The 18,969-nt window shown below is 60.3% G+C and carries 20 protein-coding genes; 16 read left to right on the forward strand and 4 right to left on the reverse strand.

Going from position 1 to position 18,969, the window contains the following annotated elements:
* Positions 1 to 19: 19 nt before the first annotated feature.
* Positions 20 to 1,321, reverse strand: coding sequence for an Nramp family divalent metal transporter (locus ACQY1J_RS15120; protein ID WP_430250228.1), 1,302 nt, complete (start codon positions 1,319 to 1,321; stop codon positions 20 to 22).
* Between the two features lie 212 nt (positions 1,322 to 1,533).
* Here ACQY1J_RS15120 and ACQY1J_RS15125 point away from each other — a divergent pair, with 212 nt between their 5' ends.
* Together ACQY1J_RS15125 and ACQY1J_RS15130 are read left to right on the forward strand one after the other, a co-directional pair.
* Positions 1,534 to 2,577, forward strand: a complete 1,044-nt coding sequence (locus ACQY1J_RS15125; protein ID WP_430250229.1) for an aldo/keto reductase — start codon at positions 1,534 to 1,536, stop codon at positions 2,575 to 2,577.
* Positions 2,578 to 2,662: 85 nt separating this feature from the next.
* Positions 2,663 to 2,917, forward strand: a complete 255-nt coding sequence (locus ACQY1J_RS15130) for a hypothetical protein (RefSeq protein WP_092661864.1) — start codon at positions 2,663 to 2,665, stop codon at positions 2,915 to 2,917.
* Positions 2,918 to 2,994: 77 nt separating this feature from the next.
* Here the strand turns inward: ACQY1J_RS15130 and ACQY1J_RS15135 are convergent, their stop codons facing one another.
* Positions 2,995 to 4,497 carry a Dyp-type peroxidase gene (locus tag ACQY1J_RS15135; protein ID WP_174195927.1) on the reverse strand — a complete coding sequence of 501 codons (1,503 nt, stop codon included), beginning with the start codon at positions 4,495 to 4,497 and terminating at the stop codon, positions 2,995 to 2,997.
* A gap of 361 nt (positions 4,498 to 4,858) precedes the next feature.
* Here ACQY1J_RS15135 and rpsF point away from each other — a divergent pair, with 361 nt between their 5' ends.
* The 5 genes from rpsF to ACQY1J_RS15160 all read left to right on the forward strand — a co-directional run bounded on the left by rpsF (position 4,859) and on the right by ACQY1J_RS15160 (position 9,107).
* Positions 4,859 to 5,326, forward strand: coding sequence for a 30S ribosomal protein S6 (gene rpsF / locus ACQY1J_RS15140; RefSeq protein ID WP_062453344.1), 468 nt, complete (start codon positions 4,859 to 4,861; stop codon positions 5,324 to 5,326).
* A 23-nt stretch (positions 5,327 to 5,349) separates the two neighbouring features.
* On the forward strand, positions 5,350 to 5,598 hold the full coding sequence (rpsR, locus tag ACQY1J_RS15145; protein ID WP_062453345.1) for a 30S ribosomal protein S18: 249 nt from the start codon (positions 5,350 to 5,352) through the stop codon (positions 5,596 to 5,598).
* A gap of 163 nt (positions 5,599 to 5,761) precedes the next feature.
* Complete coding sequence (locus ACQY1J_RS15150; protein WP_062579851.1) at positions 5,762 to 6,739, forward strand: DUF2232 domain-containing protein; 978 nt, start codon at positions 5,762 to 5,764, stop codon at positions 6,737 to 6,739.
* Between the two features lie 20 nt (positions 6,740 to 6,759).
* Positions 6,760 to 7,338 carry a 50S ribosomal protein L9 gene (rplI, locus tag ACQY1J_RS15155; RefSeq protein ID WP_062579849.1) on the forward strand — a complete coding sequence of 193 codons (579 nt, stop codon included), beginning with the start codon at positions 6,760 to 6,762 and terminating at the stop codon, positions 7,336 to 7,338.
* 266 nt (positions 7,339 to 7,604) lie between these two features.
* Complete coding sequence (locus ACQY1J_RS15160) at positions 7,605 to 9,107, forward strand: replicative DNA helicase (RefSeq protein ID WP_062579847.1); 1,503 nt, start codon at positions 7,605 to 7,607, stop codon at positions 9,105 to 9,107.
* 93 nt (positions 9,108 to 9,200) lie between these two features.
* Here ACQY1J_RS15160 and ACQY1J_RS15165 read toward each other — a convergent pair whose 3' ends face one another.
* The gene (locus ACQY1J_RS15165; RefSeq protein ID WP_430250230.1) at positions 9,201 to 9,575 is read right to left on the reverse strand and encodes a tudor domain-containing protein; all 375 of its coding nucleotides are present in this window, start codon (positions 9,573 to 9,575) and stop codon (positions 9,201 to 9,203) included.
* Positions 9,576 to 9,831: 256 nt separating this feature from the next.
* Between ACQY1J_RS15165 and alr the strand changes: the two genes are divergently transcribed.
* The 8 genes from alr (at position 9,832) to ACQY1J_RS15205 (ending at position 16,864) form a co-directional block, all read left to right on the forward strand.
* A complete protein-coding gene (gene alr, locus ACQY1J_RS15170) occupies positions 9,832 to 10,998 on the forward strand; it encodes an alanine racemase (RefSeq protein ID WP_430250231.1) in 1,167 nt (388 codons plus the stop codon).
* Positions 10,999 to 11,075: 77 nt separating this feature from the next.
* On the forward strand, positions 11,076 to 11,333 hold the full coding sequence (locus ACQY1J_RS15175; RefSeq protein WP_430250232.1) for a ribbon-helix-helix domain-containing protein: 258 nt from the start codon (positions 11,076 to 11,078) through the stop codon (positions 11,331 to 11,333).
* Between the two features lie 47 nt (positions 11,334 to 11,380).
* Positions 11,381 to 11,626, forward strand: coding sequence for a type II toxin-antitoxin system RelE/ParE family toxin (locus ACQY1J_RS15180; RefSeq protein ID WP_430251954.1), 246 nt, complete (start codon positions 11,381 to 11,383; stop codon positions 11,624 to 11,626).
* A gap of 4 nt (positions 11,627 to 11,630) precedes the next feature.
* Positions 11,631 to 13,034, forward strand: coding sequence for a DNA repair protein RadA (radA, locus tag ACQY1J_RS15185; RefSeq protein ID WP_062453352.1), 1,404 nt, complete (start codon positions 11,631 to 11,633; stop codon positions 13,032 to 13,034).
* Between the two features lie 155 nt (positions 13,035 to 13,189).
* Positions 13,190 to 13,777, forward strand: a complete 588-nt coding sequence (locus ACQY1J_RS15190) for a CvpA family protein (protein ID WP_062453353.1) — start codon at positions 13,190 to 13,192, stop codon at positions 13,775 to 13,777.
* A gap of 135 nt (positions 13,778 to 13,912) precedes the next feature.
* Positions 13,913 to 15,415, forward strand: a complete 1,503-nt coding sequence (gene purF / locus ACQY1J_RS15195) for an amidophosphoribosyltransferase (RefSeq protein WP_062579838.1) — start codon at positions 13,913 to 13,915, stop codon at positions 15,413 to 15,415.
* 84 nt (positions 15,416 to 15,499) lie between these two features.
* Positions 15,500 to 16,240 (forward strand): SDR family NAD(P)-dependent oxidoreductase, encoded by a 741-nt coding sequence (locus tag ACQY1J_RS15200; RefSeq protein WP_430250233.1) that lies wholly within the window; start codon positions 15,500 to 15,502, stop codon positions 16,238 to 16,240.
* Positions 16,241 to 16,282: 42 nt separating this feature from the next.
* Positions 16,283 to 16,864, forward strand: coding sequence for a DedA family protein (locus tag ACQY1J_RS15205; RefSeq protein WP_062453356.1), 582 nt, complete (start codon positions 16,283 to 16,285; stop codon positions 16,862 to 16,864).
* A gap of 21 nt (positions 16,865 to 16,885) precedes the next feature.
* Here ACQY1J_RS15205 and ACQY1J_RS15210 read toward each other — a convergent pair whose 3' ends face one another.
* A complete protein-coding gene (locus ACQY1J_RS15210) occupies positions 16,886 to 17,113 on the reverse strand; it encodes a hypothetical protein (RefSeq protein WP_062453357.1) in 228 nt (75 codons plus the stop codon).
* Positions 17,114 to 17,470: 357 nt separating this feature from the next.
* Here ACQY1J_RS15210 and cysS point away from each other — a divergent pair, with 357 nt between their 5' ends.
* A complete protein-coding gene (gene cysS, locus ACQY1J_RS15215; RefSeq protein WP_430250234.1) occupies positions 17,471 to 18,868 on the forward strand; it encodes a cysteine--tRNA ligase in 1,398 nt (465 codons plus the stop codon).
* Positions 18,869 to 18,969 lie beyond the last annotated feature (101 nt).

The following is an 18,969-nucleotide window of genomic DNA, read 5'->3' on the forward strand; positions in this document are numbered from 1 at the left end:
CGGTGCTTACCCCCTGTTATCAGCCCGAAATCAGGCTGATCACTTCGTTGACGCAAAGAACGACGAACAGCAGCGCTGCAGCGCCGAGCAGGCCGTTCGACAGCCAGCCATTGCGCCATTCCTTCGGGACGCGGGCTGAGTTCAGCAGCCAGATCAATGTGACCGCCAGGAAAGGCATGAAGAAGGCTCCGAGCGCGCCATAGATGATGACGAGCGTGAACGGGCGGCCGAACCACAACAGCGACATCGGCGGGATCGTCAGCCAGAAGAGGTAGAACTTGAAGGCCGGCGTCTTTTCCAGTCCCTGACGCGAACCGCTGGTTCCGCCGCGCACGGTGCGGACGAAATCGGCAAACAACAGCGACACGCCATGCCAGACGCCGAGGATCGAGGAGATCGTGGTGGCGAAGAAACCGACCAGAAAGGCCTTTGCGACAAACGGACCAAACCGTTCCTGGAGCACCGCATCGAGATCGAGCAGGCCGCGGTCGCCGGTCGAGAGCGCGATCTGCGCGGTGTAGAGAAGCTCGGCGCCGACGATCAGCATGGCGATCACGAAAATGCCGGTCATGATGTAGGCAACACGGTTGTCGAGGCGCATGACGCCCATCCAGGACGGGGTGCGCCATCCCTTGGCATTCACCCAGTAGCCGTAGGACGCCATGGTGATGGTTCCGCCGACGCCGCCGATCAGGCCGAGCGTGTAGATGGCCGAACCCTCGGGAATGGTCGGGATCAGACCGGTCAGCGCATTGCCGACATCAGGCACGACAAGGATGGCGATACCGACGACGATGGTGAACATGATGGCGATGAAGACCTTCATCACGGTCTCGAAGACTTCGTAGTTGTTGAAGGCAACGAAGGCCGCGCAGACGAGGCCTGAGATCATGGCCCAGGCCCAGAGCGGCAGGAACGGGAAGAGAGCCGCCAGCGGCAGCGCCGTCGCGCTCATCGCGGTAGCGCCGTACACGAAGCCCCAGATCATGATGTAGATGCCAAAGTACCAGCTCGTCCATTTGCCGAGCGACCGCCAGCCGTCGAGCATGGTCGAACCGGTCGCGAGGTGATAGCGGGCCGATCCCTCGGCAAGCGCGATCTTGACGATACAGCCAATGACCGCTGCCCAGAGTAGCGCATAGCCGAAACGCGAGCCGGCAATCAGCGTGGCGATCAGATCGCCTGCGCCAACGCCGGTAACGGCAACCACGATACCGGGACCGATCAGTTTCCATCGACCCGTCTTCGGCGGTTCGCCGGCGTCAGGAAACCCCTTGTCGTCGTATTGTGTCGTCTTATGTTGCGTCGCGTTATCGACCATTCAAAATGCCCTCCAAAAATTTGTTCTGCGCCAGACGCGAATCCGGCCGCAAAATTGCCGTATCGGGAACAAGTTGGAAAAAATTCTCTCCCGTCCAGCAAACTCTTGATAAATTTTACGCTACCGACGCGCGAAACCGGCACCGATCTGCTCTTGCACTGCGTCAAATCCGATCTAAAGTCCGGCCACTTTTTCAGACGGGATCGATCTTCATGAAATACAATAAACTGGGCCGCACCGACCTCTCCGTTTCGGAGATCTGCCTGGGCACGATGACCTGGGGAACGCAGAATTCCGAGGCCGAAGCTCATGAACAGATGGACTATGCTTTCGACAACGGCATCAACTTCTTTGATACGGCCGAACTCTACCCGACGACGCCTCCGGGTGCCGAAACCTACGGTGACACGGAAACGATCATCGGCACCTGGCTGCAAAAGAGCGGCAAGAGACAGGACCTGATCCTCGCCTCCAAGATCGCCGGCAGCGGTCGCTCCTACATTCGCGACGGCCGCCCGATTACCCGCGAGACGATTCGGGAAGCACTCGATGCCAGCCTCTTGCGCCTCAAGACGGATTACCTCGACCTCTACCAGATCCACTGGCCGAACCGCGGCACGTTCCACTTCCGCAATTCCTGGAAATTCGATGCGTCGAAACAGGATCGCGAACAGGCACGCACGAGTTTTCTGGAAAAACTCGAAACGCTCGGCGAACTGGTGAAGGAGGGCAAGATCCGCGCGATCGGGCTTTCCAACGAAAGCACCTGGGGCACGATGCGCTATATCGATGTGGCCGAGGAGAAGGGTCTGCCCCGCGTCGCGACGCTGCAGAACGAATACAATCTTCTCTATCGCCAGTTCGATCTGGATCTTGCAGAAATGTCCCATCACGAGGATGTCGGCCTGCTCGCCTACTCGCCGCTCGCAGCCGGTCTGCTTTCCGGCAAGTATCAGGGCGGCGCACGACCTGAAGGCTCGCGCGGCGCGATCAACCAGGATCTCGGCGGTCGCCTTCAGCCGCGGCAGGAGCCGGCGGTCAAGGCCTATCTCGACATAGCCAAGAAGCACGGCCTCGACCCGTCTCAGATGGCGCTCGCCTTCTGCCTGACGCGCCCCTTCATGGCCTCCGTCATCATCGGCGCAACGACGATGGACCAGTTGAAAACCAACATCGCCGCTGCCGACGTGACGCTGTCGGATGAGGTTCTGAGAGAGATCGCCGCGGTCTATCGCGACTATCCGATGCCGATCTGAGGTCGCGACGGATTGCGGATGACCGGCTGAAACACGCTGTCGTCATCCGCAAACTTGCGCTATTTCTTCCGGCGGAGGACAAGCCATGATCGACATTCCAAGGCCCGGAAGCCCGTTCCACGAGGCCTATCTGGTGGCCGCCGCGCAATGCGGTCAGCTGCCGATTACCGAGATATCCGACACGAACGAGAACTGCATCGTCAGCTCGATCGCCTGGATCGCCATGCGCGACCAGGTCAGGGCGGACCGGACCTTCGTGACGGAAGCTGGATTTCCGCTCGCCGCCCTCCTCATCGTGATTGCCGTGGTCAGATACCGGAAAAGCCGGGCGGCGCGGTAGGTCAGCATAAAGGTGGCCGGAACGATAAGTCCCGGCCGCCGGATATATCTCTGTCGCCGCTCAATCGCTCGGCTATTTTACGACAACTCAGCCGGCGGGTTTGCGATCAAGGATGGTGCCGACTGAAGGAAGCTGATCGATGGAGCGAAGAAGTACTCGCCGCCCATCAAGGTCACCGTCTGCACGAAATCCATCACGCCGACCTTTTGTGGCTGACTATGGCCATCGATCCATTCCTTTTCGGACGGATCGCCACTGTTTGCGACCTGGCTGATGATGAAATCGACACCTTTCTTCGCCGGAACCGCCGGCTGGAATGGAAACGACGTATTGTTCGCCCAGGCACTCTGGGTGAACTCGAACTGCTGATTGACGTCGGCCATGTAAGCCATGAAAATAAGACCGACTCCCTTGTCTGGCTCATCTGAAAAATCGGGTGCCCGATCGCCATAGGTTATGCCTCGGCGCGCCATGATATGCGAGCGCTCGAATTCGTCGCCCGGCGTGCGCGGATTGGTCTTCCTGACATGCGCTCGAACGGGACATTTCAGCCCGACCGGGTCGAGTGTGTAGTCGAAGTCATTGGTTGGCGCGCCCGCCACTGGACCGCTCTGCAGTGCCGGTGTTCCGTCCTCGAAGCGACCGACAACCATCGCACCCGCGCGGTCCTCATCGGGGTTCTGTGGATCCACCGACTGCGCAAGCAGACGTTCCCTCTGCTTGGACAGCTTCACGTTCTGCTCGAGCTTGCGGTAGACGAAATAGCTGCCGCATGAAAATGTCGTGGGATTGCCCGGATCCGATACGACAAACTGGGAGGCCTTGAACTCCTCGTCCCATTTGCCACGAGGTTTGGGCATTCCATTGTTGTCGAGGAAGTCTTCGGTCAGAAACAATGGCTGGCTGATGCCATCGACATAGCCGAAATGCTCGATGCCTTCGCCTCGAACATCGCCGCCCGCCTGCTTGCGCCTCTGCGCCAGGCCGATGTCCGAACCCAGAACCGTTGCGCCGTGCTTTGCGAAAACCTTCTGCAACGCGCTGTAGGAATTGCCCACAAGTGAGGCCTGTTCGTCTGCAATCAGAACCATGGCGTCGGGGTCGTCCTTGGCGCTGTCCCAAGCCTCACCCTTTTCCCAGTGCTCCTTTTCCGGATCATTGATCGGCGGACCGTTAAACGGAAGCGGTACCGCCGGCAGCCGGCCGCGGATCCGCATCCCGGCACGGAAGGCCTTATCGGCGGGAATCTTGGCGTCGGGCAAACCAAGCGCTCGGTAGCCGTTCGCGCTGAGAAAGACGCTGAGAACGGTTCCACCGCTCAGGCTTGTTGCCTTGAATGCTTCTGCCTCGCGCAGTTGCGTCAGCGCGGATGTCGTCACGAACGAAAGATCCCGCAGCAGGCCGGCGACCGCATCAGACTTCATGCCAGCGAAACTGAGAAAGACATTCTTGGTATGGTCTCTGCCGTGCCCCTTCAGGATATTGGCCTGCAGGTCCGACAAAAGCGAAAGAAGATCCGCATCCGACGTCCAATTTTTCCAGGTGATGGTAGTATTCAAAATAGTATCGAGCTTAGCCATGCCTCCTGCTCCTCTTGGCAAAGGGTCGAATTGACCCGAACCCAAATTACAACCCAAGGTGACATGAAGTCCATTTAACTATTTTTGCGAGCGTCGAACCCCTCCCCCTTGCCTTATCGTCAAAAATCCGTATAAGCCGCCTTGTTCGAAACACCCGGTCTTCTGGCTGGTGGCTGAACGGAGGGTAGGTCGCGTGAGCGGCCGTAGGAACGAAAAGCGTTCCGGCCTCCCGTGTCTCCGCTCTCGACCGTCTCGATACAACAGCTTTTCTTGCCTGGGCTCGTCCCATTCCAAGAGCAGTCGTTGAGGCTTAGCCGCCGAACCCGGGTGACAAAACAACCGCAAGAAAGGCAAAGCTTACATGGCTCTTTATGAACACGTATTCCTTGCTCGACAGGATATGTCCGCACAGCAGGTTGATGCCCTCGTAGAACAGTACAAGGGTGTCCTCGAAGCAAATGGCGGCAAAGTCGGGCGCGTAGAAAACTGGGGCCTCAAGTCCCTCACATACCGCATCAAGAAGAACCGCAAGGCGCATTACGCCCTTATGGACATCGACGCACCGGCAGCTGCCGTGCACGAGATGGAACGCCAGATGCGCATCAACGAAGACGTTCTTCGCTACATGACGCTTGCCGTCGAGAAGCACGAAGAAGGTGCGTCTGCAATGATGCAGAAGCGCGATCGTGACGACCGTCCGCGCCGTGATGGCGACGACCGTGGTCCTCGCCGCGACTTCGGCGATCGTGGCCCGCGCCGCGATTTCGGCGATCGTCCCCCGCGTGAAGGTGGTTTCGAGCGCGCACCGCGCCCGCCACGTGACGCTTAATCGGTTCGAAGGAGAAAACACCAATGGCTGACTCATCCTCCTCCGCGGCACGCCGTCCGTTCCACCGCCGTCGCAAGACCTGCCCGTTCTCGGGCGCGAATGCACCGCGGATCGACTACAAGGACGTTCGTCTTCTGCAGCGCTACATTTCCGAGCGCGGCAAGATCGTACCTTCGCGTATCACGGCTGTTTCCCAGAAGAAGCAGCGCGAACTGGCCCAGGCCATCAAGCGCGCCCGCTTCCTCGGCCTGCTGCCTTACGTTCTTTCGTAATCTGATATCGGACCTGCCGGCTTTAGCGCCGGCGGGTCCATCTTCCCTTCCGCGTTGGGCGCGGATCGGCAAAACCAAAACCCCATGTTGGGGATCAAGGCCATTGCGACATCCGTCCCGGCCTATCCCCTAACTGCTTGATGTGGCAGGACAGCGAGACAAAGTGACGAACAAGTTCCAGACAGTGCTGCCGACCGGTATCCTTGCCGGTGTTATCGCCACCGTGCTTGTCATGGGTGCGAGCGCACAGTCGTCGTTTGCCTCCATTCTCTATGCCGCTTCCGCTCTTCCCATCCTGATTGCCGGCCTTGGCTGGGGCAATCGCGCCGCCATCGTCGGTGTCGTCACCGCAGGCGTACTTGGTGCACTTCTCGTGTCGCCGATGTTTGCGCTTGCCATGGCGGTGTTCACGCTGATCCCCGCCGGCTGGTTGTCGCATCTTGCCAATCTTGCCCGTCCCGCCTCCGAACTCGGCGGCCCGGACAATCTGATGGCCTGGTACCCGATTTCCGACATTCTGCTGCATCTCTGCGGCCTCGTCACGATTGCCGTGATCGCGCTCGGCTTTGCGATCGGCTATGGCCCGGAACTGATCGACCAGATGGTCGATGCGATGACGACAGCGCTTCAGGCGCAAGAGCCGACGCTCGCCCCCGATGTCGCGAGCCTTTCCCAGACCAAGTCGCTGCTGGTGCTGATGCTGCCGATGTTTCAGGGCGGCATCTGGGTGACGCTGCTGTTTGCGGCCTTCTATATCGCGGTACGCGTCGTGTCGCGGTCCGGCCGGGCGGTTCGGCCGCGCGAGGACATGCCGTCGGCGCTGCGCATGAACCGCAATGCCATCTTTATCTTTCTCGCCGGCACCGTGATGACTTTCTTCGGCGGCGCTCCGGCGATGATCGGCGCGGTCGTCTGCGGCACGTTCGGCGCCGGCTTTCTCATGGCGGGCTATGCCTCGCTTCACTTTCGGACACGCGACAAGGACTGGCGCCTGCCGGTTCTCGTCCTCTGCTACCTGTCGTCGATGCTTATCCTGCCGGCGATCGCCATTGTCGTGCTGGGTCTTTCCGACACACGCCGCACCATTGCCCTGACGCCTGCAAAACCTGCAGACGGCAGTGACGAACCACCTACGAATTGAAACTTGAAAGGAACCACAACATGCAAGTCATTCTGCTTGAACGCGTGGCCAAGCTTGGCCAGATGGGCGAAACGGTAAAGGTCAAGGACGGCTTTGCCCGTAACTTCCTTCTGCCGCAGGGCAAGGCGCTGCGCGCCAACGAAGCCAACAAGAAGCGCTTCGAATCCGAGCGTGCAACGCTCGAAGCCCGTAACCTGGAGCGCAAGGGCGAAGCCCAGACCGTTGCCGACGCGCTTGACGGCAAGACCTTTGTGATCGTGCGCTCGGCTGGCGAAACCGGCCAGCTCTACGGTTCGGTTGCTGCCCGCGACATCCTCGAGGCACTGGCTGCCGAAGGCTTCAACGTCGGCCGCAACCAGGTCGATCTCAACACCCCGATCAAGGCAATCGGCCTGCACAAGGTCGTTCTGCACCTGCATTCGGAAGTCGAAACCGAAATCGCCGTCAACGTTGCCCGTTCCGCTGAAGAAGCCGAGCGCCAGGCCAAGGGCGAAAGCCTCACCTCGGCTGACGCCATCTACGGCGTCGACGAAGACGCGCTTCGTCCGGAAGACTTCTTCGATCCGGACGCAGACGGCAACGCTGAAGACGACGAATAAGCCGTCATCGTCTAACCAGTTCGAGAAACGCCCGGGTCATCAGCCCGGGCGTTTTTTTGTCTTCTTGGGCTATACTGATGCGACCAATGACTGAGTCGCAGCGAAACACAGTCAACCGGATTCATCGTTTCACTGCGTTCTTTCTGGCACCGGCAAAATGGCGCTGTGGATAGCTGTGGAAAAGCCGCTGGGGCAAAAGGCCGGTTTCAGCACGGCGCATTTACCAGTAGAACCGGCAACTTCGACGGACAGGACGGACAGAGATCATGAACGAAGTCGCGCGCAACATCGCATCGCTGAGCAACAAGGATGCAGCGCCGCACTACCGTGAGGCTCCCAACAACATCGAAGCCGAGCAGGCGCTGCTGGGTGCGATCCTCGTCAACAACGACGCCTATTACCGCGTTTCGGACTTTCTGAAGCCCACCCATCTCTACGAGCCGCTGCACCGCAAGATCTTCGAAGTGGCGGGCGACATCATCCGCATGGGCAAGACCGCCAACCCGGTCACCATCAAGAATTTCGTGCCCGCGGACGAGAAGGTCGGCGACATGACGGTGGCGCAGTATCTCGCCCGTCTCGCCGCCGAAGCCGTGTCGATCATCAATGCCGAGGACTATGGCCGGGCGATCTACGATCTGGCGCTGCGCCGGGCGCTGATCACCATCGGCGAGGACGTCGTCAACATCGCCTATGATGCGCCGCTCGACATGCCGCCGCAGAGCCAGATCGAAGATACCGAGCGTCGCCTGTTCGAGCTTGCCGAAAACGGCCGCTACGACGGTGGCTTCCAGTCGTTCAACGACGCGGTGGCCCTGGCTATCGACATGGCTGGCCAGGCTTTCGAGCGCGACGGCCATCTGTCCGGCATTTCCACCGGCATCATGTCGCTGGACGGCAAGATGGGCGGGTTGCAGCGGTCCGACTTGATCGTGCTTGCCGGTCGTCCCGGCATGGGCAAGACCTCTCTTGCCACCAACATCGCCTACAATATCGCAGCATCGTACGAGCCGGAGGTCCAGCCGGACGGATCGATGAAAGCCAAGAATGGCGGCGTCGTCGGTTTCTATTCGCTCGAAATGTCGTCCGAGCAGCTGGCGACCCGTATCATCTCCGAACAGACCGAAGTGTCCTCGTCAAAAATTCGCCGCGGCGATATCACCGAGGCCGATTTCGAAAAGCTCGTCGCCTGCTCACAGATGATGCAGAAAGTGCCGCTGTTCATCGACCAGACCGGTGGTATCTCGATTGCGCAGCTGTCTGCCCGCGCCCGCCGCCTCAAGCGCCAACGTGGCCTCGACTGCCTCGTGGTCGACTATATCCAGCTGATGACGGGTTCAGGGAAATCCGGCGAGAACCGCGTTCAGGAAATCACCCAGATCACCACGGGCCTGAAGGCGCTCGGCAAGGAGCTCAACGTACCCATCATCGCGCTGTCGCAGCTTTCGCGCCAGGTGGAAAGCCGCGAGGACAAGCGTCCGCAGCTTTCCGACCTTCGCGAATCAGGCTCGATCGAGCAGGACGCCGACGTGGTGCTGTTCGTGTTCCGCGAGGAATATTACGTCAAGAACTCAGAGCCGCGCGATATGGCCGATCCGAAATACCCGGAATGGGAACAGCTGATGGACAAGGTGAAGGGGACGGCCGACGTCATCATCGCCAAGCAGCGCCACGGACCAACCGGCACCGTCAAGCTCGCCTTCCAGGCGGAATTCACGCGGTTTGCAGATCTGGCCGAACCAAGCTTCACGCAATACGAAGAGCATTGATGAGCTCATTGCGGCACAAGTCTCTGTGATAAGATGGTCAATGCCCGCCGCCGCAAAGCGGCCGGCATCGACCAGTTTAGGGTCGCTGATCGACTACTGGGTCCGGCAGCGTCCGGTCCGGGTGCTTTCCTTGTCGCCGTCATCATAGGCGATCCCGATTTTCTCGCCTGCCAGCGCGGTGATCTTGCCCGGGTACCAGTCGCCGGCGCCCTTGTAGTTGCATTCGACCTTCATGCCGATCATCCAGTCGTACGGACGCACCGCGCTCGAAGCCACCGTTTCCCGGTCACCGTCATCGTAGCGGATGGTAACGCTGCCACCGCCGATCTTTTCGATAACACCCGGAAACCAGTAACCAGCGCCCTTATAGTTGCCGAGAACCCAGTCGCCCTTCGTCTGCGCCAAGGCTCCAGACGCGCCTGAAGCAAGAAAGCTTGCTGCCAATATGACTGAAAGTACATTTTTCACATTAGTCTCCCCAAATATAAATCCCACCGTTCCCCGACCTAATGGCGCAGGGAAATTCAATCGAATGAACAGTAAACCTGATACACAATACAAACTGAACACTGCATTAATACATCGTCGATGTGTCTGTTTTTACTGGAATGCTTGGGATGTTGGAAAAAAGCGTGCAGCGCGCAAAATCTCGCCCATATGTCTTTTTCCGGCCGTGGAAACGGGTAAGGATTGGCGACGATCCGATCCATTCTGCTGAGCGCTCATGACAGATTTCGACGACGACGCCCTGCCTTTCGACGAATTCGATATCGCCCCTGCCCGGCTGACCATCGATCTCGTAGCGCTTGCCGACAACTGGCGGGAGATGGCTGATCTCTCCGGCAATGCCTCGACTGCGGCCGTGGTCAAGGCGGATGCCTATGGGCTGGGTCTCGAGGATTGCGGTACGGCGCTTTACGAGGCCGGCGCGCGCGATTTCTTCGTGGCCGTGGTTAAGGAAGGTGTGACGCTTCGAACCTATGCGCCCGATGCCCGCATCTATGTCCTGTCAGGCGTCTGGCCCGGTCAGGAAGGGACGTTCTACGAACACGGGCTGGTTCCGGTCCTCGTCTCCGAAGAGCAGCTTAGCTTCTGGATGGCGGTGACCGCAGAACACGGCGATCACCCTTGCGCGCTGCATATCGATACCGGGTTCAACCGGCTCGGCATTCCGCTTGAGGACGCGCTCGCCTTTGCCGACGACGTGTCGCGGCCTGCGAGTTTTTCGCCCGTCCTCGTTCTGTCGCATCTGCACAGCGGCGATACGCCCTCCTCATCCTTCAACCGCCAGCAGCTTGAATCATTCCAGAAGGTTGCGGCGGCTTATGAAGGCATTCCGGCAAGTCTTGCCGCTTCTTCCGGCATCATGCTCGGAGCCGAGTACCATTTCGACCTCACCCGTCCAGGAATTGCCGTCTATGGCGGCGAGGCCGTCGGCGGCGTCAGCAATCCGATGCGGCCGGTGGCCAAGGCCGAGGCGCGCATCATCCAGATCCGCAGCGCCAAGACCGGCGAAACCGTCAGCTATGGCGGCACACACCGGCTGACCCGCGACAGCCGGCTGGCGATCGTCGCGGCGGGCTATGCGGATGGCTACAAGCGGTCGCTGTCTGGCTCCGGCGTTCCGCTTCGCGACAGCATTCACGAGGGCGGTTTCGGTTTTATCGCCGGTCACCGGGTGCCGGTTGTCGGCCGCGTCACCATGGACCTGACGATCTTCGACATTACCGATGTGCCGGAACGCGATGTTCGCACCGGCGATTATATCGAGCTGTTCGGTCCCAACATGCCGCTCGACGACGTCGCGCGCGCGGCCGGCACGATCGGCTACGAACTCCTCACGAGCCTCGGACTGCGTTATGAGCGACGGTATCTTTACGCCGACGAGTGAGAGCGGAAGCGCATGCCGAGATCCCCCTCTTTCGCGGGCGATATCTTCGTGCTAAATGAGAACAAAAGGAGATCGAAATGACCGAGATCCATCTCAATGACGAGGCTCTGGCGTTTATCCAAGAGCAGGTGAAGACGGGCGCTTATGAAAGCGCTGAGGATGTCGTCGCGGCGGGACTAAGCCGTCTTGGAAGCGAAGACGAGCTCTTGAGGACGATGATCGCCGAGGCGGATGCGCAGCTGGAGAGAGGCGAGTTCGTGCGTTTCGACAATGCCGACACACACGCGGATTCGATCATCGAACGGGGGATGCGCATATTGAACCGAAAGAGCTGATTTATTCCCCGCTGGCCGATCAGGATCTCCTCGACATATTCCTGTACATCGCCGTCGACGATCCGGTCGCGGCCGGCCACTTCGTCCGAGATCTCACACAAAAGGCTGCGTGGATTGCCTTCACCGGTTTTCCAGGTTCGCCGCGCGATAATCTCTCACCCGGTCTCAAAGCACTCCCATACCGCAAGCGCTGTATCTACTTCCGCCGAACGGAAACGGCAGTCCGCATCGTCCGGGTCCTGCACGGCCATCAAAACCTTCATCCCGACCTCTTCAAGACTGACGAAACCTGATCTCATGGCAAAACCTAAAACTCAATTCGTGTGCCAGAACTGCGGCACGGTGCACAGCCGCTGGGCGGGCAAGTGCGAAGGCTGCGGCGAGTGGAATACGATCGTCGAGGAAGATCCGATGGGCGGCATCGGGTCCGGTCCCGGCAAGGTGCCGAAAAAGGGCCGCGCCGTGACGCTGACCGCCCTTTCCGGTGAGACCGAGGAAGCACCGCGCATCCATACCGGCATTTCCGAACTCGACCGTGCCACCGGCGGCGGATTCGTGCGTGGGTCGGCGGTGCTGATCGGTGGCGATCCGGGCATCGGCAAGTCGACGCTTCTGATGCAGGCGGCGGCCGCCCTTTCGCGTCGTGGTCATCGCATCATCTATGTCTCAGGCGAAGAAGCCGTCGCGCAGGTGCGCCTTCGCGCCCAGCGGCTCGGAGCTGCCGATACGGAGGTGCTTCTCGCAGCCGAAACCAATGTCGAGGACATTCTTGCCACGGTGTCGGAAGGCAAGCGGCCGGATCTCGTCATCATCGATTCGATCCAGACGCTGTGGAGCGATACCGCCGATTCGGCGCCCGGAACCGTCACCCAGGTGCGCACCGGCGTGCAGGCGATGATCCGCTTTGCCAAGCAGACGGGTGCCGCCATGGTGCTGGTCGGCCATGTCACCAAGGAAGGCCAGATCGCCGGTCCGCGGGTGGTCGAGCACATGGTCGATGCGGTGCTTTATTTCGAGGGCGACCGCGGCCATCACTACCGCATCCTGCGCACGGTGAAAAACCGGTTCGGGCCGACCGACGAGATCGGCGTGTTCGAAATGTCCGACAAGGGTCTCCGCGAGGTCACCAACCCATCGGAACTGTTTCTCGGCGAACGCAATGCCAAGTCGCCGGGCGCCGCGGTCTTTGCCGGCATGGAAGGCACACGGCCAGTTCTGGTCGAGGTTCAGGCGTTGGTGGCGGCCACCTCGCTCGGCACGCCGCGCCGCGCGGTGGTCGGCTGGGACTCGTCGCGTCTCGCGATGATCCTTGCGGTTCTCGAAGCCCATTGCGGCGTGCGTCTCGGACAGCACGACGTCTATTTGAACGTTGCCGGCGGCTACCGCATTTCGGAGCCGGCAGCCGATATGGCGATTGCCTCCGCGCTCGTTTCTTCGCTTGCCGGCATCGCTCTTCCGGCCGACCATGTGTTCTTCGGAGAGATCAGTCTTTCCGGCGCGGTGCGTCCCGTCTCGCAGACGGCGCAGCGCCTGAAGGAAGCGGAAAAGCTCGGCTTTTCCGGTGCCATGCTGCCCGCCACATCCGCCGAGCTGCCGAAGGGTTCCAGCGCCCGCTGGACGATGATCGAGGACCTGCCGGATTTGGTGTCGCGCATCGCCGGTTCGGTCAAAAAACTGGGGAAGCAGGAGGAAGATGATTGATCTTCCGTTAACGCCACGGCTGATGTAAGACACGCGCTCGACGCTCTGGATCAGGCTGGAAACTCCGCCCTCATCTAAGGCACGAAAACGGCTGGCCCACATTGGCTTCACCAAGACGGCAGGCATGCAACGGCAGGTTCTGGAGTAGAGTTTACATGCCCATCACCATCTTCGACGGTATTGTCATCGGCGTCACCCTGTTTTCGGCCGTGCTTGCCATGGTTCGCGGCTTCTCCCGCGAAGTCCTGTCGATCGCAAGCTGGGCCGGCGCCATTGCCGCCGCCTACTATCTCTACCCGCTGCTTGTCCCTTACGCGGAAAAGTACACATCCGATCACCGCATCGCCATTGCCGGTTCGGCGGGCGTCATCTTCCTCGTGGCGCTGATCATCATCTCCTTCATCACATCCAGAATTGCCGACTTCATCATCGACAGCCGCATCGGTGCGCTCGACCGCACGCTCGGCTTCCTGTTCGGAGCTGCCCGCGGCATCCTGCTTCTCGTCGTGGCCGTTGCCTTCTGGAACTGGCTGGTCGCTGAAAGTGCCCAGCCGACCTGGGTCACCAACGCCAAGTCGAAGCCGTTCCTCGATACGCTGGTCGGTCGCCTCGAAGCCGTGCTGCCCGCCGATATCGAGCCGCAGATCCGCGCCCGTATCCTCGGCAAGGAAGAAGCGCCGGCCGATGGCGCTGTTGGTACCGACCAGACGCCGGCCGAAGACGCACCGGTTACAAATAATTGACGCTGTGTTGCGCTTGATGCAGCGCACACCATCACCATTTGTGGTAACATTCGAAATCTGATGATAGACGGGCTGGTCTCCGGGGGAAATCTCCCCCGGCCAGCCTTTCCATTTTTCCTGAAAGGGTACGGCCAGATGCAGCAGCCGGGATCGCAAACATTCGATGTCAACCGCTCCAACGTATGGGACGAAGACACCCTTCATGAAGAATGCGGCGTCTTTGGCGTCCTCGGCCACCCGGATGCGGCAACGCTGACGGCGCTCGGCCTGCATGCCCTGCAGCATCGCGGTCAGGAAGCCGCCGGTATCGTCTCGTTCGACGGTTTGCGCTTCCATTCGGAGCGCCGGATGGGCCTGGTCGGCGATCACTATACGGACCCGGTCACGCTCGCGAAGCTTCCCGGCAATATCTCGATCGGCCACAACCGCTATTCAACAACCGGCGAAGTCGCTCTTCGCAACGTCCAGCCGCTGTTTGCGGAACTGGAAGTCGGCGGTATCGCGATTGCCCACAACGGCAATTTCACCAACGGTCTCACGCTGCGCCGGCAATTGATCGCCGGCGGCGCTATCTGTCAGTCGACATCCGATACGGAAGTCGTCCTTCACCTCATCGCGCGCTCGCGCTACTCCTCCACCGCAGACCGCTTCATTGATGCCATCAGGCAGATGGAAGGCGGTTATTCGATGCTTGCCATCACCCGCACCAAGCTGATCGCGGCGCGTGATCCGACCGGTATCCGTCCCCTCGTGATGGGCGAACTCGACGGCAAGCCTGTGTTTGCCTCCGAAACCTGCGCACTCGACATTATCGGTGCCAAGTTCATCCGCGACGTCGAAAACGGCGAAGTAATCATCTGCGAGATCCAGTCAGACGGCTCGATCTCGATCGATGCCCGCAAGGCCGGCAATGGCCAGCCGGAACGGCTCTGCCTGTTCGAATACGTCTATTTCGCTCGTCCCGATTCCGTTGTCGGCGGCCGCTCGGTCTATGTGGCGCGCAAGAACATGGGCATCAACCTCGCCAAGGAAGCGCCTGTCGAAGCTGATGTCGTCGTGCCGGTTCCCGATGGCGGCACGCCGGCAGCTCTTGGGTACGCCCAGGAGAGCGGCATTCCGTTCGAATACGGCATCATCCGCAACCATTATGTCGGTCGCACCTTCATCGAGCCGACCCAGCAGATCCGCGCTTTCGGTGTGAAGCTGAAGCACTCCGCCAACCGAGCGATGATCGAGGGCAAGCGCGTCGTGCTGGTCGACGATTCGGTCGTGCGCGGCACCACGTCGCTGAAGATCGTCCAGATGATCCGCGATGCCGGCGCCAAGGAAGTTCACCTGCGCGTCGCAAGCCCGATGATCTACTATCCCGATTTCTACGGCATCGACACGCCGGACCGGGAAAAGCTGCTGGCCAACCAGTACGACAGCCTCGAAGCGATGTGCAAATATATCGGCGCGGACTCGCTCGAATTCCTGTCGATCAACGGGCTTTACCGCGCCGTCGGCGGCGAAGACCGCAACGATGCACGGCCGCAGTTCACCGACCATTATTTCACCGGCGACTACCCGACGCGTCTTCTCGACAAGGACGGCGAAGCCGTCGGCCGCAAGGTGTCGCTTCTGGCCAGCAACGGCTGAATGGTTTTCAATCGATCATGAACGTTTTAGAAGGCTGCGGGAACGCGGCCTTCTTTTTTGGTCGCGACTGGCAGGGATGGAACAATGACGATCGACTTGAAGGGTAGGATTGCGCTGGTGACCGGCGCCTCGCGCGGCATCGGTTACTTCACGGCACTGGAGCTGGCAAAGGCCGGCGCGCATGTGATCGCCACCGCACGCACCGTCGGCGGGCTGGAAGAGCTGGATGACGCGATCAAGGCCGTCGGTGGTTCGGCAACGCTCGTACCGTTTGATCTGACCGACATGGAGGCGATCGACCGCCTCGGTGCCTCGATCTTCGAACGGTGGGGCAAGCTCGACATCCTTGTCGCCAATGCCGGCATCCTTGGTACAATTTCGCCGCTCGGGCATATCGAGGCGAAAGTGTTCGAAAAGGTGATGCTGACCAATGTCACCTCGATGTGGCGGCTGATCCGATCGGTGGAGCCGCTGCTTGTGCGATCCGATGCCGGTCGTGCCCTGCTCTTCTCGTCGGGCGCTGCTGCCAAGGCGCCGGCCTTCTGGGGTGCCTACGCGATCTCGAAATCGGCTGTGGAAACCATGGGCCGCATCTGGGCTGCGGAAAACACCCACACGTCGCTGAAGGTCAACATGGTCAACCCGGGCGCCACGAGGACCGCGATGCGGGCGCAGGCCGTGCCTGGCGAAGATCCGGAAACGCTGCCGCACCCTTCAGAGGTGGCGCAGAAGATCCTCTTCCTCGCCTCGCCAGAGCTTACCGATAGCGGCCGCATGTTCGTGGTGCGCGAAAACCGGTTCGTCGATTTCAGAATGCCGGAATAACCGGATAGACCGACAGCCCGGACGTTTGGGGGGAATCTAGTCATGAGCCTGGAACAGTTGATCGGTGAGTATGGACCGGTGGCCGTGTTTCTGGGAGCGGCTGTCGAGGGCGAGACGGCAGCGTTTCTCGGCGGCGTGATTTCCCACCGCGGCCTCATGCCCTACTGGCAGGCCGCGGCGGGTGCGTTCTTGGGATCGCTGATCGCTGACCAGGCGCTGTTTTTTGCGGGCCGCCACGCCAACCGCTTGGCAATCGTCCAGCGGATGATGCGGGTAAAGGCTGCAGAACGCGTCCGCACCCTGCTTGCTGCGCATCCGACGGGCTTCATCCTCTCGTTCCGTTTCATCTACGGCATCCGCACCGTCAGTCCCTTGATGATCGGACTTTCCGGCATCTCGCCTCTTCGCTTCTTCTTTCTCAATCTCATCGCCGCATTCGTCTGGGGCGTCGGGATAACGGCGATCGGGTACCTGTTCGGCAACGCGGTCGAGGCGCTGTTTGGACATTTGAGACTGCATGTTCACATGCTCGCAGCCCTCGGCGTAATCCTTGTTGCGGTTGCCGTCACCGCATTCCTGGCGCGCAAGACGTTGTCACGCGTGTGGGCGGGAACCCGAAATTAGGTCGCACGCCGTTCGGACATCTCAGTTGCTCGTGAGAGCCGAATGGGTGCTGAGCACCTTTTCGAGAAGAACATCGTCGTCGCGCACGCCGAGCTGGTAGAAGCGGATTGCCATGGCCGCCAGCCTTGCGGCGGACGGATCGTGCCTGGAGCGACCGGTCATCCAGCGCGCGACGTTATATATTCGCGCCAGCCGTTCCAGCTCACCCGGATCAAGCGGCTTTCCCACGAAGGTCGTTCTTACGTCCATGACCCTGCCTCCCACTCTTCATCAGAGATTTCTAATATTAGGCAGAATGGACAAAACGCAAAACACAGGTTTTGGTTAAGATTAACCGGTAACTAAACGCGGGCGGTGAAAACCTCTTTTCAACAGCCTTTTCGATGGGATTTCGGACCGGGAACGCATCAGCAAATCTCTTGACCAAACAGTGGCCTCGCGCCATAAACGACGGATGAACACGGCGATTTCCATCTGCGGGATCATTATTCGCTCAGCGTAAAGCGCTGGCCTGGCCGTTTTCGTCTCTCGAAAAGCTTTGAAGACAAACGCTCTGGTCCGCTCGCCATAGATGCATGCGACGTCAGGATGTTGGGAGATTTTTCGATGAGCGTCACGCTCAAGCTATACAATACCTTGATCCGCGCGAAGACGGCGTTCGAGCCCATCGATGCCGACAACGTCCGCATGTATGTCTGCGGCCCGACGGTCTACGATTTCGCCCATATCGGTAACGCCCGGCCGGTGATCGTGTTCGATGTGCTGTTCCGGCTGCTGCGGCACGTGTATGGCGACGCCCACGTGACCTATGCGCGCAACATTACCGACGTGGATGACAAGATCAACGCCCGGGCGCTGCGCGATTTTCCGCATCTTGCGCTCAACGATGCGATCCATGCGGTGACCGAAAAGACGGCAAAGCAGTTCCACGACGACGTCGCGGCCCTTGGCTGCCTTGAGCCCAGCATCGAGCCGCGCGCCACGGACAATATCGCGCAGATGATCGCTATCATCGAAAAGCTGATCGGCAACGGCAACGCCTATGTCGCCGAGGGCGAAGTGCTGTTCGACACCAAGTCGATGGCCGATTACGGCCAGCTTTCCAAGCGTCCGCTGGATGAGCAGCAGGCGGGTGCGCGCGTCGCTGTTGATGCGCACAAGAAGAACCCGGGTGATTTCGTGCTGTGGAAGCTTTCATCCCACAACGAACCCGGCTGGGACAGCCCCTGGGGCCGCGGTCGTCCCGGCTGGCATATCGAATGCTCGGCAATGAGCGGCCGCTATCTCGGCGAAGTCTTCGACATCCATGGCGGCGGGCTGGACCTGATCTTTCCGCACCATGAGAATGAGATTGCCCAGTCGCGCTGCGCCCACGGCACCGACGTGATGGCAAATGTCTGGATGCATAACGGCTTCGTGCAGGTCGAAGGCCGCAAGATGTCGAAGTCCGACGGCAATTTCATTACCATCAACCAGTTGCTGGATACCGACACATTCGGCGGCCGCAAGTGGCCGGGCCAGGTGCTGCGCCTCGCCATGCTGATGACGCATTACCGCGAACCGATCGACTTTTCGATCAAGCGCATCGAGGAGGCCGAGCGGCTTATTGCCAAATGGCCGGCCGTCGACCTTGCCGAAATTCCTTCGGGCACGCAGCCCTGCCCGATCGTCCTCGACGCGCTCGCCGACGACCTCAACACGGTTGCCGCGATCCAGCGCATCCACGCACTGGCGCAGGAAGCCAATGCCGACAGCACGCTGCTGCCGATGTTTGCCGCCAGTGCCGCCCTTCTCGGCGTCGCGCCGGAAAAGACGGAAGTCGACGGAGCGCTTGCCGAAGCGGTGGATGCGCTCGTCGCGCTGCGGCTCGAAATGCTCAAAGCGAAGAACTTCGCCGAAGCCGACCGCATCCGTGACGAATTGTCAGCCAAGGGCATCCAGCTGAAGGATGGCAAGAACTCCGAGACCGGCGAACGGGTGACCACCTGGGAGGTAAAGCGCTAACGCTTGCCGCCTTGGTGCGGTGGTCCTATGCTTTGCGCACGGGACCACCCTGACGATGAGGGGAGGATGACATGAGTGCAGAGCGCCAACCAAATCCTGTG

The sequence above is a fragment of the Neorhizobium sp. DAR64860/K0K1 genome, from assembly GCF_050500205.1.
Classification (GTDB): domain Bacteria; phylum Pseudomonadota; class Alphaproteobacteria; order Rhizobiales; family Rhizobiaceae; genus Neorhizobium; species Neorhizobium soli.

What these genes read in the sequence shown, in the direction of transcription:
- ACQY1J_RS15120 (WP_430250228.1), bottom strand. Translation starts at nt 1,321, where the DNA reads ATGGTCGATAACGCGACGCAACATAAGACGACACAATACGACGACAAG.
- ACQY1J_RS15125 (WP_430250229.1), top strand. Translation starts at nt 1,534, where the DNA reads ATGAAATACAATAAACTGGGCCGCACCGACCTCTCCGTTTCGGAGATC.
- ACQY1J_RS15130 (WP_092661864.1), top strand. Translation starts at nt 2,663, where the DNA reads ATGATCGACATTCCAAGGCCCGGAAGCCCGTTCCACGAGGCCTATCTG.
- ACQY1J_RS15135 (WP_174195927.1), bottom strand. Translation starts at nt 4,497, where the DNA reads ATGGCTAAGCTCGATACTATTTTGAATACTACCATCACCTGGAAAAAT.
- rpsF (WP_062453344.1), top strand. Translation starts at nt 4,859, where the DNA reads ATGGCTCTTTATGAACACGTATTCCTTGCTCGACAGGATATGTCCGCA.
- rpsR (WP_062453345.1), top strand. Translation starts at nt 5,350, where the DNA reads ATGGCTGACTCATCCTCCTCCGCGGCACGCCGTCCGTTCCACCGCCGT.
- rplI (WP_062579849.1), top strand. Translation starts at nt 6,760, where the DNA reads ATGCAAGTCATTCTGCTTGAACGCGTGGCCAAGCTTGGCCAGATGGGC.
- ACQY1J_RS15160 (WP_062579847.1), top strand. Translation starts at nt 7,605, where the DNA reads ATGAACGAAGTCGCGCGCAACATCGCATCGCTGAGCAACAAGGATGCA.
- alr (WP_430250231.1), top strand. Translation starts at nt 9,832, where the DNA reads ATGACAGATTTCGACGACGACGCCCTGCCTTTCGACGAATTCGATATC.
- ACQY1J_RS15175 (WP_430250232.1), top strand. Translation starts at nt 11,076, where the DNA reads ATGACCGAGATCCATCTCAATGACGAGGCTCTGGCGTTTATCCAAGAG.
- radA (WP_062453352.1), top strand. Translation starts at nt 11,631, where the DNA reads ATGGCAAAACCTAAAACTCAATTCGTGTGCCAGAACTGCGGCACGGTG.
- ACQY1J_RS15190 (WP_062453353.1), top strand. Translation starts at nt 13,190, where the DNA reads ATGCCCATCACCATCTTCGACGGTATTGTCATCGGCGTCACCCTGTTT.
- purF (WP_062579838.1), top strand. Translation starts at nt 13,913, where the DNA reads ATGCAGCAGCCGGGATCGCAAACATTCGATGTCAACCGCTCCAACGTA.
- ACQY1J_RS15200 (WP_430250233.1), top strand. Translation starts at nt 15,500, where the DNA reads ATGACGATCGACTTGAAGGGTAGGATTGCGCTGGTGACCGGCGCCTCG.
- ACQY1J_RS15205 (WP_062453356.1), top strand. Translation starts at nt 16,283, where the DNA reads ATGAGCCTGGAACAGTTGATCGGTGAGTATGGACCGGTGGCCGTGTTT.
- ACQY1J_RS15210 (WP_062453357.1), bottom strand. Translation starts at nt 17,113, where the DNA reads ATGGACGTAAGAACGACCTTCGTGGGAAAGCCGCTTGATCCGGGTGAG.
- cysS (WP_430250234.1), top strand. Translation starts at nt 17,471, where the DNA reads ATGAGCGTCACGCTCAAGCTATACAATACCTTGATCCGCGCGAAGACG.